This is a genomic window from Streptomyces sp. cg35 (assembly GCF_050410835.1).
GTDB lineage: Bacteria > Actinomycetota > Actinomycetes > Streptomycetales > Streptomycetaceae > Streptomyces.
In genome coordinates this window covers 6,641,393-6,655,228 of record NZ_CP191268.1, presented here as the reverse complement: position 1 = coordinate 6,655,228, position 13,836 = coordinate 6,641,393, and the positions used below count along the sequence as shown (strand labels likewise).

Sequence of the window (13,836 nt, the reverse complement as noted above, 5' to 3'; positions counted from 1 at the left end):
GGGGGTCAGACGCCGGCCGGCTCCGGCTCCTGCGCGGGCCGGGGTTCCGGCTCGCCCGGCCGGCGGCCGCGGGCCTCCAGCCACAGGGCGAGGGCGAGCAGCAGCACGCCGAGGACCAGGAAGCCCCACGGCAGGTACGAGGTGAGCAGCAGGACGAGCGTGCGCTGGGACGTGACCAGGTCGACGGTCGACTTGATGAAGTCCTCGCGCATCTTCACGTCACCGGCGAACGCGGTGACCTTGTCGCGGCCGCCGAGCAGCGTGCCGCCGCGCATCTCCTCCTTGTGCTGCTCCTCGCCGTAGACGGGGGCGCCGGTCGTCGGATCGACCAGGAAGGTGCGGACCGTGGTGTACCACATCTGGGTGCCGGTCTTGGCGATCGATTCCGCGGTGATGCCCTGCACCGGGAGCTTCTTGGGGAAGGGGACCTTCGTCCAGGGGATGGTCTGCTCGAAGCGGTAGACCGTGACGCCGCGGAAGTCCTCGGTGCCCTTGTAGTGGATGGGGCGGGTGATGCGGGCGCGCGCGTCGAAGTACTCGTAGTCCCGCTTCTCCGTCAGGAACGGCCACTTGAACTCGATGCCCTCGCGCGTGACCTGGTCGCCGTCGACGGACTCACCGGTGGCGTGCACGGGCTCCTGGCTGTGCGCGTCGAAGATGTAGCGCTCGGGGATCTGGGAGACGAACGTGCCGTCGGGGCCCACGATGTAGCTCAGGCCGTCCCAGACGACGACGTCCCGCCCGGCGCTCTTCTCGATCTTGTCCGACTCCTCGACGTTGCCCTTGAGGGTCTGGACGACGGTGAGCTTGGGGACCTTCTTCGCCTGCATGGAGCCGTAGTCGATGAGGGTCGCGTTCTTCGCCTCCAGGACCATCGTCTGGTACTGGCTGGGCGGGATCTTCGCCAGGCGCGGGAAGGCGTACCAGCGCATCAGCGGGGACAGCGCCGTGAAGAACACGGCGAAGGCGAGCAGGATCAGGCTGGCCTTGCGGCGCATCTCGGCGGCCCTCCTCAACTTCGGTCGCGCTACGGGTGTTCGGGGACGGTGGTCAGCAGCGGCTTCGGGGACGTCTCGCCCGGTGGCGAGCCGATCGCCGAGATGGTGAGGACGAGGGCGAAGGCGGCGGCGAGTCCGATCGCCGCGGCGACGAGGGCGCGCATGTCCGACCTCCCTGAACCGTGCGACACACGGGATCTGATGAGGCGTCAGGCCTCTGAGTCGGTGCACCGTAGCAATGCCGGGCCCAGATGAGAACACGTTGCACACACGACGAAGCCCTCCGGCCCGCTGGGGTCGGAGGGCTGTGCGCGCCGGGCGTTACGCGGAGGGGCTCGCGGACTCGGACGGCGTCCCGGAGGCGCCGTCGGACGGGGCCGCGGTCACCTTCAGCTCGACGGTGAGCGTGCCGCCGCCGGTCGTGTCGATCCGCAGCAGGAACGTGCCGGCCGTGTCGTCCGCGTACAGCTTCGGCAGCTTGAGCACTCCGTCGGCGTCGGTCTTCAGGTCCTTCAGGGTGCGGACCGTCTTGCCGTCCGCGTCCTTGAAGTACGGGCCCTTGTCCGCCTCGGCCGGGTCGTCGGCCGACGTGATGAGCGTGGCGGTCGCGGCGACACCGTCGGCCACGGCGCCCTTGTACGTCGCCTTCACCTCGACGGCGTCCGCGAACGCCTCGCCGGCGACGCAGCTGAGCTCCTTGTCGCTGGTGCGGGCCAGCTTGTCGGCGGCCCGGGCGGTGACGGTCGCCGTGTAGTCGAGACCGGGCAGGGAGCGGCCCACGACGGTGGCACGGACCGTGAACCCGCCGGTCTTCTCGCCCGCGGTGATCTTGGGCGCGGTGGCCACGCCCGAGCTGTTCGTGGTGACGACGGCGCTCGCGGCGCCGCCCGCGAACTTCGCGTCCGTCCCGCCGATGATCGCGAACCGCACCTTGACCTTGGCGACGCCCTTGCCCTTGGCGTTCTGCGGGCGCACCGCGACCTGCTCGCCGAAGGTGTCGCCGGCCATCGCGGTCAGCTTGCCGGTGTCCGCGTCGGCGAGCTTGGTGACGGTCTCGGTGGGGGTGGGCGTGGGGGTGGGGGTGGTGGGCGGGTCCGTCGGTCCGGGGCTCCCGGAACCGCCGCCGGGCTTGCCCGGCTTGTCGGGGCTCGGCGACGTGCCGGGCGAGTCGGGCGACGGGGTGGGGGTCGGCGTCGGGCTCGGCGAGGGGCTCGCTCCGCCGCTGCCGCCACCGCCGCTGGGGTTGCGCGGCAGGACACCGGTGCCGTTGGGGACCTCGTGCGTGCCCTTGCGGTAGTACTCCAGCCAGGACAGGACGGTCGCCAGGTAGTCCGAGGAGTTGTTGTAGCTGAGGATCGCCTTGTTCAGGTCCGCGGCGTTGGACAGGTCACGGTCGGCACGGCACAGGTAGTGCCCGGCGGCGAGGGCCGCGTCGTAGATGTTGTTCGGGTCCTTCTTGCCGTCGCCGTTGCCGTCCCGGCCCGCCCACTCCCACGTCGACGGAATGAACTGCATGGGGCCGACGGCGCGGTCGTGCACCGTGTCACCGTCGTACGAACCGCCGTCGGTGTCGGTGATCTTCGCGAAGCCGTTGCCGTTCAGCACCGGGCCGAGGATCGCGGTGATCGTCGTGCCGTTCGCGTCGACGTTGCCGCCGCGCGCCTGGCCCGACTCGACCTTGCCGATCGCCGCCAGCAGCTGCCACGGCAGGTTGCAGCCCGGCTTGCTGGCCGCGAGCTCGGCCTCCGCCTTCTTGTAGGCGTCCAGGACGGTGGCGGGAATGCCCGAATCGGCGCCCCCGCTGCCCGCGCCCCCGGGCGAGGCGCTGGGACCGTCGGTGGGGCTGTCGAGCGGCGGCAGATCGGTGAAGTAGTCCGGTCCGGTCGCGCCGCCGGGCGGCGTCGGGTCGTCGGAGCGGTCCGCGGCCGACTTCCCGCCGCCCGTCTGCGGAGGGGTCACGCCGGGAGCCTGTGACGCGGACAGGGCCGCCACCGCCGCGGCGGCGACCGCGGCCGTCATCGCACCCCTGCGCAGCCGCCTGCCGAATACCGCCGCCATACCGCGAACCCCTCCCGTATAGCCCGTCAAAGCCGGTCTGTCCGGCCCGCCCCGGATCGCGGGACGTACCGGATCCCTGCACTCCCCAGCGCACGGACCCAGCCGACACTACGACAACTTCCGCCGCGCAGACACCTGTTCGCGCCCGGTATTCACCGATTGATCAGGTACGCGCTGTCGTACGCTTCCACGCTCGCACGTTCTCGATCCCAGGGGGTTCCGTGCCGTTCACCATCAGTCATGCCGCCGCTGTGCTGCCGTTCGTTCGGCACGACGGTTCGGGGCGCGGCCGGCTCGTGCCGTCGCTGCTCGTGGCCGGCTCGTTCGCGCCGGACGTCACGTACTTCGCGGCGAGCGCGGTGCCCGGGGCGATGGAGTTCGGCACGTTCACGCACTCCTTCACGGGGGTCTTCACGGTGGACGTCCTGATCGCGCTCGCGCTGGTGGCGCTGTGGCGACTGGTCCGGGAGCCGGTCCTCGCGCTGCTGCCGCGACGGGTGCGGGACCGGGTGTGGACGGTGGCCGGGGGACGGGGCGGCGGGGCCGGCCGCCGGTGGGCGTGGTGGTACGTCTCCGCGGCGATCGGGGCGACGACACATGTGGTCTGGGACGCGTTCACGCATCACGACCGCTGGGGGACGCGGGTCCTGCCGGTGCTCGGCGAGAGCGTCGCCGGGTCACCGCTCTACTGGTACGCGCAGTACGGGAGTTCGGCGCTCGCGCTGGGCGTGATCGCGGTGTTCGTGTGGCGGTCGGTGCGCGGCGCCGCCGCCACGGCCGGGCTCGCCGCCGCGTCGGTCCGGGAGCGGTGGCTGGCGCTCGTCCTGATCGGCGGGTGCGCGTGCGGCTGCGGCGCGGTGCGGGTGGTGCGCTGGCTCGCGTACGTGGACGAGGAGGGCCTCGCCTGGAAGCCCTGGGAGATCGTCCCGACGCTGTGCTTCGGAGCGGGCGCGGGACTCGTGCTCGGCCTCGTCCTGTACGCGGCGGCGGTCAGGGCGCTGGGGCGGACCGGGCGTCCGGCAGGGCCTACGGGTGCGGGAGTTCAGGCGCCCACGGCGGAACCGAGCCGTCCGAACGCTCGCTGATCTCGTCGGCCGGGGTGAGGCCGCGGGCGACGGCGCGCCCCTTGTTCAGGTTCCGGTGGACGGCCTGGGCAACACGCTCCACGGTGCGCACGCCGTACGCCATGGACGGGTTGTCGTGGGACAGGACGGCGATGCGGTAGGTGCGGCCGCCGCCGGTGAACGCGCCGATGCTGTGGATGCGCCAGCCGTGGGTGGCGCGGGGCAGCCAGCCGTTCTTGAGGTGGGCGCGCAGGCCGCGCGGCATGCCGGCGGTCACGCCCCAGCGCTGGTCCTTCCTGACCTCGCTCATCAGCTTCAGGCCGTAGGCCCGGTACGTGACGAACGGCCGGGGTCCGGTCAGCCCGCCGAGCAGGCGCAGCTGGTCGGCGGCCGTGGTGCGGGTCAGGCCCCAGTAGCCGTACGGGCCGAGGCTGGTGCGGGTCGTGCCGGCGCGGCGCAGCGTACCGGCCAGGTAGGGGTGGCCGAGGTCGTTCCACAGGCGGCTCGCGGCCGCGTTGTCCGAACTGCGGATCATGGGGCGGAGGTTGCGCCCCTCCCACGGGGTGAGGGGGCGGCCCCGCTGCTGGGCGCGGCGCAGGGTGGCCTCCAGCATGAGGACCTTCACGATGGACGCCGAGTCGTAGCTCAAGCCCGCGTCGAGGGTGCAGTTCAGGTTGGTGCGGTTGTCGTGCAGCGCGACGGAGACGGTGCCGCGGCGGCCGGCGAGGGCGCTGCGCAGGTCGCGGGTGAGCTGCTTGGCGAGCGCGGGGTTCTTGGGGGCGCGGCAGGTGGGATTGCGCTCCGCGGCCTGCGCGGTGGGGGCGGTGCCGAGCAGGGAGGCCCCGAGCAGGGAGGTGCCGAGCAGGAGCATGAGGGCGGTGTGCTTACGGCGGGGTTGTGGCGGCATTGCCCCATGGTGCGGGGGCACTCCGTCGGGGGGCGCGGTGTGAGGTCTGAACGGGGGTGTGGCTTCACGCGTGCGCGCCGTGGGGTGGGGGGTGGTGAGGTTTCGTCGGCGGGTGCGGGTGTTTCGTGGCTGGTCGCGCAGTTCCCCGCGCCCCTGGAGACGCGCACGGCGTGCGCCGTCTCCAGGGGCGCGGGTTCGGGAAGGCGCGGCGAAGCCGCAGCCTTCAGGGGAGCGGGGAACTGCGCGACCAGCCACAACGCACCCGCACCCGGCGAAACCATCCGCCGGAGGCTAGTGCGCCGCGGACTCCCAGTCCGTCCCCAGGCCCACCGAGACATCCAGCGGCGCCCGGAGGGCAACCGCGGCGGCCATCTCGCGGCGGACCAGCTGCTCCGCGGCCGCGGCCTCGCCGGGGGCGATCTCCAGGACGATTTCGTCGTGGACCTGGAGCAGCATCCGGGACGTGAGCTTCGCCTCCGTGAGCGCCTTGTCCACGTTGAGCATCGCGATCTTCACGATGTCGGCGGCGGTGCCCTGGATCGGTGCGTTGAGCGCCATCCGCTCGGCCATCTCGCGGCGCTGCCGGTTGTCCGAGTTCAGGTCGGGCAGGTAGCGGCGGCGGCCCAGCATCGTCTCGGTGTAGCCGGTGGCCCGCGCCTCGTCGACGGCCCGGCGCAGATAGTCGCGGACCCCGCCGAACCGCTCGAAGTACGTGTCCATCAGGGCACGCGCCTCGCCCGCCTCGATGTTCAGCTGCTGCGAGAGGCCGAACGCGGAGAGGCCGTAGGCCAGTCCGTACGACATCGCCTTGATCTTGCGGCGCATCTCCGCGTCGACCGCCGAGGGCTCCACGCCGAACACCTGCGCGCCGACCGTGGTGTGCAGGTCCTCTCCGGAGGTGAACGCCTCGATGAGGCCCTCGTCCTGCGACAGGTGCGCCATGACGCGCAGCTCGATCTGGCTGTAGTCCGCCGTCATGAGGGTCTCGAAGCCCTCGCCGACGACGAAGCCGCGGCGGATCGCGCGGCCCTCGTCCGTGCGGACCGGGATGTTCTGCAGGTTCGGGTCGGTCGACGAGAGGCGGCCGGTCGCGGCGACCGTCTGGTTGAACGTGGTGTGGATGCGGCCGTCCGCCGCGATCGTCTTGATCAGGCCCTCGACGGTGACGCGGAGCTTGGCCTGCTCGCGGTGGCGCAGCATGATCACGGGCAGCTCGTGGTCGGTCTGCGTGGCGAGCCAGGCGAGCGCGTCCGCGTCCGTCGTGTAGCCCGTCTTCGTCTTCTTCGTCTTCGGCAGGTCCAGCTCGCCGAAGAAGACTTCCTGGAGCTGCTTGGGCGAGCCGAGGTTGAACTCGTGGCCGACGGAGGCGTGGGCCTCCTTCACGGCCTGCTGCACGGCGCCCGCGAACATCTGCTCCATCGACTCCAGGTGGGCGCGGTCGGCGGCGATGCCGTACCGCTCCAGGCGCGCGAGGAGCACGGAGGTGGGCAGCTCGATGTCGGTGAGCAGCTCGGCCGCGCCGACCTCCTTGAGGCGCTCGCCGAACGCCTCGCCCAGGTCGAGGATGGCGCGGGCCTGGACCATGAGGGCGTCGGCCTCGGCCTGGTCGTCCTCGTCGGTGCCGAAGGCGAGCTGCCCGTCGGCGGCCGCGGCCGGGGCCAGCTCGCGGCCCAGGTACTCCAGGGACAGCGCGTCGAGCGCGAAGGAGCGGCGGCCGGGCTTGACCAGGTACGCGGCGAGCGCCGTGTCCATGGTGATGCCCTCGACGCTCCAGCCGTGCTCGGCGAAGACCCGCATGACGCCCTTGGCGTTGTGCAGGACCTTGGGCTTCGCGGCGTCGGCGAGCCACTGGGCGAAGGCCTTCTCGTCGGCCTCGTCGAGCGCCGACGGGTCGAACCAGGCGGCCTCTCCCCCGGCGGCCGCGAGCGCGATCTCCGTGACCGAACCGGCGCCGAGCGCCCAGGTGTCGACGGATGCCAGGCCCAGGACGGCCGTGCCGTGCTCGGCGAGCCACGGGGCCAACTCGCCCGTGCCGAGCACCTTTCCGTCCAGCTCGACGCCCGGCTCGGCCGGCGTCTCCTCGGCCTCGGCGGCGCCCGGGTCGACGGCGAACAGGCGCTCGCGCAGCGACGGGTTTCGGATCTCCAGGGTGTCCAGGATCATCGCGATCGCCGTGCGGTCGTACGGCGCGCGCTCCAGGTCGGTGACGCCCTTGGGCAGCTCGACGTCGCGCACCATCTCGGTCAGCCGGCGGTTGAGCTTGACGGCGTCCAGGTGCTCCCGCAGATTCGCGCCCGCCTTGCCCTTGACCTCCTCGGCGCGCTCGACCAGCTCGGCGAACGAACCGAACTGGTTGATCCACTTCGCGGCGGTCTTCTCGCCGACGCCGGGGATGCCCGGCAGGTTGTCTGACGGGTCGCCGCGCAGGGCCGCGAAGTCGGGGTACTGGGCCGGCGTCAGGCCGTACTTCTCCTGGACCTTCTCCGGCGTGTAGCGGGTGAGCTCGGAGACGCCCTTGGTCGGGTAGAGCACCGTCACGTGGTCGGTGACGAGCTGGAAGGAGTCGCGGTCGCCGGTGACGATGAGGACGTCGAAGCCCTCGGCCTCGGCCTGCGTGGCGAGCGTGGCGATGACGTCGTCGGCCTCGAAACCGTCGACGGCGAAGCGCGGGGTGTGCATCGCGTCGAGCAGCTCGCCGATCAGCTCGACCTGGCCCTTGAACTCGTCCGGGGTCTTCGACCGGTTCGCCTTGTACTCGGTGAACTCCGCGGAGCGCCACGTCTTGCGGGACACGTCGAACGCCACGGCGAAGTGCGTGGGCGCCTCGTCGCGCAGTGTGTTCGCCAGCATCGACGCGAATCCGTAGATCGCGTTCGTCGGCTGGCCCGTCGCCGTCGTGAAGTTCTCCGCGGGCAGCGCGAAGAACGCCCGGTACGCCAGCGAGTGCCCGTCCATGAGCATCAGCCGGGGGCGCCCACCTGCACCGGAGCCCGTCGCCTTCGTCGCGGTTGTCTTCGCCGTCTTTGCTGCTTTCTCTGCCACGTCCCCGATCCTGCCACGCCCCACTGACACTCCGGCCCACTGCGACCGGGCGGCGAGGCCGTCGGTCACCCGTGCGAGGATCGGAGACGTAGCTCACAGCACGGCCCAGCACGCTCGCAGGACCAGCTCGAAGGGGAGTCAGCCATGGCCAGCAAGCCGCCCGCGTCGGACCCGGTACAGGACGCACCGCAGGTCGCGGCCCCGCAGCACCATGCCGCAGGGCTTCCCGCCGTCAGGCACTCCCTCAAGATCGCGCGCGAGCAGATGGGCGTGAAGCGCACCGCGCTGACGCTGCTGCGCGTCAACCAGAAGGACGGCTTCGACTGCCCCGGCTGTGCCTGGCCCGAGCCGGAGCACCGGCACGCGGCGGAGTTCTGTGAGAACGGGGCGAAGGCGGTCGCCGAGGAGGCCACCCTGCGCCGGGTGACGCCCGAGTTCTTCGCCGCGCACCCGGTCGCCGACCTGGCGACGCGTTCCGGGTACTGGCTGGGCCAGCAGGGCCGCCTCACGCACCCCATGTTTCTCGCGGAGGGCGCCGACCGCTACGAGCCGGTGACGTGGGAGCGGGCCTTCGACATCATCGGCGACGAGCTGGCCGCGCTGGACTCCCCGGACGAGGCGGTCTTCTACACGTCGGGCCGGACGAGCAACGAGGCGGCGTTCCTCTACCAGCTGTTCGCCCGCGAGTTCGGCACGAACAATCTGCCCGACTGCTCGAACATGTGCCACGAGTCGTCCGGTTCCGCGCTCACGGAGACCATCGGCATCGGCAAGGGCAGCGTCCTGCTGGAGGACCTCTACAAGGCGGACCTGATCATCGTGGCCGGGCAGAACCCGGGCACGAACCACCCGCGCATGCTCTCCGCCCTGGAGAAGGCCAAGTCGGGCGGCGCGAAGATCATCTCCGTGAACCCGCTCCCCGAAGCGGGCCTGGAGAAGTTCAAGAACCCGCAGACGCCGAAGGGTCTCACCAAGGGCGCGTTCCTGACCGATCTGTTCCTGCAGATCCGGCTCGGCGGCGACCAGGCCCTGTTCCGCCTCCTGAACAAGCTGATCCTCGACACGGAGGGCGCGACCGACGACGCCTTCATCGCCGAGCATACGCATGGCTACGAGGAGTTCGCGGCGGCCGCCCGGGCCGCCGACTGGGACGAGACGCTGAAGGCGACCGGCCTGTCGCGCGCGGACATCGAGCGGACCCTGGAGATGGTGCTCGCCGCCAAGCGCACCGTCGTGTGCTGGGCGATGGGCCTGACCCAGCACAAGCACTCCGTGCCGACCATCCGCGAGGTGGTCAACTTCCTTCTGCTGCGCGGCAACATCGGCCGCCCGGGCGCCGGTGTCTGCCCCGTCCGCGGCCACAGCAACGTGCAGGGCGACCGCACGATGGGCATCTTCGAGCGGCCCGCGCCCGCGTTCCTGGACGCCCTGGAGAAGGAGTTCGGCTTCGCGCCGCCGCGCGAGCACGGCTTCGACGTCGTCCGCGCCATCCGCGCCCTGCGCGACGGGGACGCGCAGGTCTTCTTCGCGATGGGCGGCAACTTCGTGTCCGCCTCCCCCGACACCGACGTCACCGAGGCGGCGATGCGCCGCGCCCGCCTGACCGTGCACGTCTCCACGAAGCTGAACCGCTCGCACGCCGTCACCGGCGCCCGCGCCCTGATCCTGCCCACGCTCGGCCGCACCGAGCGCGACCTCCAGGGCGGCGGCGAGCAGTTCGTGACCGTCGAGGACTCCATGGGCATGGTGCACGCCTCGCGCGGCCGCCTGGAGCCGGCGAGCAGGCACCTGCTGTCCGAGCCCGCCATCGTGGCCCGCCTCGCCCGCCGCGTCCTGGGCGCCGCATCCGCCACGCCCTGGGAGGAGTTCGAGAAGGACTACGCGACGATCCGCGACCGCATCGCCCGCGTGATCCCCGGCTTCGAGGACTTCAACGCGCGCGTGGCGGACCCGTCCGGTTTCGCGCTGCCGCACGCCCCTCGCGACGAGCGGCGCTTCCCCACGACCACCGGCAAGGCCAACTTCACGGCGGCGCCCGTCGAGTACCCGCACCTCCCGGAAGGGCGGCTGCTGCTCCAGACCCTGCGCTCGCACGACCAGTACAACACCACCATCTACGGCCTCGACGACCGCTACCGCGGGATCAGGAACGGCCGCCGGGTCGTCCTCGTCAACGCCGAGGACGCCAAGGAACTCAGCCTGGCGGAGGGTGCGTACGTCGACCTCGTGAGTGAGTGGAGCGACGGCGTCGAGCGGCGCGCGCCCGGCTTCCGCGTCGTCCACTACCCGACGGCCCGCGGCTGCGCGGCCGCCTACTACCCGGAGACCAACGTGCTGGTGCCGCTGGACGCCACCGCGGACACCAGCAACACCCCCGCCAGCAAGTCCGTCGTCGTGCGCCTGGAACAATCGAGCACCGACTGAGCGTTCGCTCAGCCAGGTGGGAAGCTTTTCCAGCAGAACAGCACACAGGTAAGCAGGCACGACGGACGGAGCCGGGCCCCATGGGCGAGCAGAACCAAGTGAAGTTCCCGCAAGAGGTCATCGACGAGTACGCGGCGCTCGGCGTCGACCTGCCCGCCCTGTTCTCCGCCGGGCACCTCGGTACCCGGATGGGCATCGAGATCAAGGAGGCGGCCGCGGACCGCGTCGTCGGCACGATGCCCGTCGAGGGCAACACGCAGCCGTACGGCCTGCTGCACGGCGGCGCCTCCGCGGTCCTCGCCGAGACCCTCGGCTCGGTCGGCTCGATGCTGCACGGCGGCCTCGGCAAGATCGCCGTCGGCGTCGACCTGAACTGCACGCACCACCGCGGCGCCCGCTCGGGCCTGGTCACCGGGGTGGCCACGCCGGTGCACCGCGGGCGGTCCACGGCGACGTACGAGATCGTCATCACGGACGAGCAGGACAAGCGGGTCTGCACGGCGCGTCTGACCTGCCTGCTGAAGGAAGCGCCCACCGCGCCCACCGCCTAGGACCCGTCCGGCGGATCGTGTCGCGGGCGAGCCGGTCCCGGCGCGGCGCACGGACCTCCGCGTGCCCGCCGGACGCCGCGCGGATGCCGCGCCGGTGAGCGACGAGGGGCCCGGTCCCGTACGGCGATGCGCCGGAGAGTGACGGACGGGCACCGGTCCCGACACCTTCCGGCCCGCCCCACCGCGCGCGGGGGCCGCGCACGGACGCGGGCGGCGCGGCCCGTGGCGCCGCCGTGCGCACTTCGCGAGCGGGCCGCGGCAGCGACGCCCGCCCACGCCGCCTCATCGGGCCACCACGCCTCCAGGGGCGCGCGGCAGGGGGGATCCGCCCGGCGCGGACGCCGGCCCGCCGGACGACCCCAACCACCGCCGCACCGCGGGAAGTTGACGGAACTCCCGGCTCCGGCTCACCGTCGGGCATGACCGGCATCGGGCCCGTCGAGCCGTACGAACCGCCCGACGCCCCCTCCCCTCAGGCACCTCCGCCACCGGCAGACACCCTCGGTGACGACGCGCGGCGCCTGTCCGACCGCTGGACCGAACTGCCCCCGCACCGGCGCCGGTTAGCCGTGACCGCCGCGGCGACCCTCGTCGCCCTCGCCGCCTGCGCCGTCCTGCTCACCCGCCCGGAACCCGCGCCGACGCGTCCGTCCGTCCCCTGGCCCGCCCAGGTCACTCACCTGCGGTACAACGGCACGGACACCCGACCCGGCACCTTCCGCTTCACCGTGCGCGTCGACCGCGGCACGTCAGTGACGATCCATCAGGTCCTTCCCGGCTTCGGACAGTTGACGGCCGACACCACGCCACGACCGCCCTTCACGGTGACCCCCGGCATCCCGCGCGCCCTCGCCGTGCGCATCGGCGTACGCGACTGCACCACCCTGCCCCGACTCCTGGACATGACCTACCTGGACCTTTCCCTGCACAACCGGCGCGGACAGGAACTGCACAGCTTCATCTTCGTCGACCGTTACCCGCACGCCCTCCTCGCCCACCTGCGCGCCACCTGCGGGCCGCCCGTGCGTCACCGATGACCGACAGCCACCGACGACCTCACACGGCGGTAACACAGAGTTACCTCTGTCGCAACGAAGCAATGCGAGGGTCACGGCGCACACCCGCGCCCACCGCACCGCGCACCCCTCGCGCACACCGCGCGCCCATGCGTGTACCGCACACCGACCCAGGTCACCTCAAGTCCCATTGGAGAACTGCGCGTTCTCGACATGCGAACACCGCACACCGCGCCCGCACCCCCCGGGCCCGCCCCAATCGTCCGCACTGCGCCCACCCGACCCCGCCCCGGCATAACAAGAGCGTCACAGCCTCTTCCACACCTGCTCAGCACTCCCCACCTGCCCTTATAGTCACGGCCAGTCACCGCGCCGCCGGGCGCGTCACTTGCACGGCCCCTGTACCAACCCGTACGGCCCGGCGAGACACACGGCCTCCCAAGACCGGAAGGCCGCGCCAGGGAGAGGAATGATCGTGCGACACCGTTCTCTGCTCATACTCACGTCCGTGCTCACCACCGGAGCACTCACGCTCACCGCCTGCGGTTCGCGCGACGATGACAACAAGGAGTCCGGCAAGACCACCACCGTGGTCATCGGCGTGGACGCCCCGCTCAGCGGCGACCTGTCGGCCATCGGCATCGGCATCAAGAACTCCGTCGACCTGGCCGCCAAGACTGCCAACAAGAACAAGGAAGTCCCGGGCGTCACCTTCAAGATCAAGGCGCTCGACGACGTCGCGAACCCCTCCACCGGCGGCCAGAACGCGACCACGCTCGTCGGCGACAAGACCGTCCTCGGCGTCGTCGGCCCCCTGAACTCCAGCGTCGCCCAGTCGATGCAGAAGACCTTCGCCTCCGCGAACCTGGTCGAGATCTCGCCCGCGAACACCGCCCCCGAGCTCACCCAGGGCGCCAAGTACGCGACGACGAAGTCCCGCCAGTTCAAGACGTACTTCCGTACCGCCACGACGGACGCGCTCCAGGGCCCGTACGCCGCCCAGTACGCGTACAACACCCTCAAGCTCAAGACGGTCTACTCCGTCGACGACAAGAAGACCTACGGCGCGGGCCTCGCCCGCACCTTCCGCGAGGAGTTCACCAAGCTCGGCGGCAAGGTCGTCGCGACCGACCACATCAACCCCGACGACCGCGACTTCGGCGCCATCTCCACCAAGATCAAGAACTCCAAGGCCGACTTCGTCTACTACGGCGGCGAGTACCCGGCCGGCGCCCCGCTCTCCAAGCAGATCAAGGACGCCGGAGCCAAGATCCCGGTCATCGGCGGCGACGCCCTGCAGAGCGCCGACTACATCAAGCTCGCCGGCAAGAACGCCGAAGGCGACTTCGCCACCTCCGTCGGCGCCCCGCCGGAGCAGCTCGACACCGCCAAGAAGTTCATCGCCGACTACAAGGCCGGCGGCTACACCGACCCGTACGAGACCTACGGCGCCCTGTCCTACGACGCCGCCTGGGCCATCATCCAGGCCGTCAAGTCCGTCGCGAACGACAACGACGGCAAGCTCCCCAGCGACGCCCGCGCCAAGATCACCGAGGCCACCCAGAAGGTCTCCTTCAACGGCGTCACCGGCCAGGTCGCCTTCGACGAGTACGGCGACACCACCAACCGCACCCTCACCGTCTACCAGGTCAAGGGCGGCAAGCACACCCCGGTCAAGACCGGCGAGCTGGAGAACTGACCCACAGGGAACCCCCGCGGTAACCCTCCCCGGGATCCCACCGCACCAGCCCACGGCGCGGGGGGCACACAACAGCC

The 13,836-nt window shown here is 71.5% G+C and carries 10 protein-coding genes; 5 read left to right on the top strand and 5 right to left on the bottom strand.

The genetic code is table 11. From position 1 onward, the window contains the following. Nucleotides 1–5: 5 nt before the first annotated feature. From ACQUQD_RS30340 to ACQUQD_RS30330, 3 genes are all read right to left on the bottom strand, one after another. Nucleotides 6–998, bottom strand: coding sequence for a DUF3068 domain-containing protein (locus ACQUQD_RS30340; protein WP_428955337.1), 993 nt, complete (start codon nucleotides 996–998; stop codon nucleotides 6–8). Between the two features lie 29 nt (nucleotides 999–1,027). Then, nucleotides 1,028–1,162, bottom strand: coding sequence for an SPW_0924 family protein (locus ACQUQD_RS30335; RefSeq protein ID WP_428955336.1), 135 nt, complete (start codon nucleotides 1,160–1,162; stop codon nucleotides 1,028–1,030). A 157-nt stretch (nucleotides 1,163–1,319) separates the two neighbouring features. Beyond that, the gene (locus tag ACQUQD_RS30330) at nucleotides 1,320–3,056 is read right to left on the bottom strand and encodes a lytic transglycosylase domain-containing protein (RefSeq protein ID WP_428955335.1); all 1,737 of its coding nucleotides are present in this window, start codon (nucleotides 3,054–3,056) and stop codon (nucleotides 1,320–1,322) included. A 221-nt stretch (nucleotides 3,057–3,277) separates the two neighbouring features. Here ACQUQD_RS30330 and ACQUQD_RS30325 point away from each other — a divergent pair, with 221 nt between their 5' ends. Then, nucleotides 3,278–4,141 carry a DUF4184 family protein gene (locus tag ACQUQD_RS30325; RefSeq protein WP_428955334.1) on the top strand — a complete coding sequence of 288 codons (864 nt, stop codon included), beginning with the start codon at nucleotides 3,278–3,280 and terminating at the stop codon, nucleotides 4,139–4,141. Here ACQUQD_RS30325 and ACQUQD_RS30320 read toward each other — a convergent pair. Further along, on the bottom strand, nucleotides 4,083–5,027 hold the full coding sequence (locus tag ACQUQD_RS30320; RefSeq protein ID WP_428955333.1) for a serine hydrolase: 945 nt from the start codon (nucleotides 5,025–5,027) through the stop codon (nucleotides 4,083–4,085). The two genes, ACQUQD_RS30325 and ACQUQD_RS30320, sit on opposite strands and share 59 nt — an antisense overlap. A 291-nt stretch (nucleotides 5,028–5,318) precedes the next feature. Continuing rightward, entirely contained in the window at nucleotides 5,319–7,988 is a 2,670-nt protein-coding gene (gene polA / locus ACQUQD_RS30315; RefSeq protein ID WP_428957695.1) for a DNA polymerase I, read from the bottom strand. Between the two features lie 225 nt (nucleotides 7,989–8,213). Here polA and ACQUQD_RS30310 point away from each other — a divergent pair, with 225 nt between their 5' ends. The 4 genes from ACQUQD_RS30310 (at nucleotide 8,214) to ACQUQD_RS30295 (ending at nucleotide 13,759) form a co-directional block, all read left to right on the top strand. Next, the gene (locus ACQUQD_RS30310) at nucleotides 8,214–10,493 is read left to right on the top strand and encodes an FdhF/YdeP family oxidoreductase (RefSeq protein WP_428955332.1); all 2,280 of its coding nucleotides are present in this window, start codon (nucleotides 8,214–8,216) and stop codon (nucleotides 10,491–10,493) included. An 80-nt stretch (nucleotides 10,494–10,573) separates the two neighbouring features. After that, entirely contained in the window at nucleotides 10,574–11,044 is a 471-nt protein-coding gene (locus ACQUQD_RS30305; RefSeq protein ID WP_428955331.1) for a PaaI family thioesterase, read from the top strand. Nucleotides 11,045–11,463: 419 nt separating this feature from the next. Then, complete coding sequence (locus ACQUQD_RS30300; protein ID WP_428955330.1) at nucleotides 11,464–12,081, top strand: hypothetical protein; 618 nt, start codon at nucleotides 11,464–11,466, stop codon at nucleotides 12,079–12,081. A 454-nt stretch (nucleotides 12,082–12,535) separates the two neighbouring features. Continuing rightward, the gene (locus ACQUQD_RS30295; RefSeq protein ID WP_428955329.1) at nucleotides 12,536–13,759 is read left to right on the top strand and encodes a branched-chain amino acid ABC transporter substrate-binding protein; all 1,224 of its coding nucleotides are present in this window, start codon (nucleotides 12,536–12,538) and stop codon (nucleotides 13,757–13,759) included. Nucleotides 13,760–13,836: the final 77 nt, after the last annotated feature.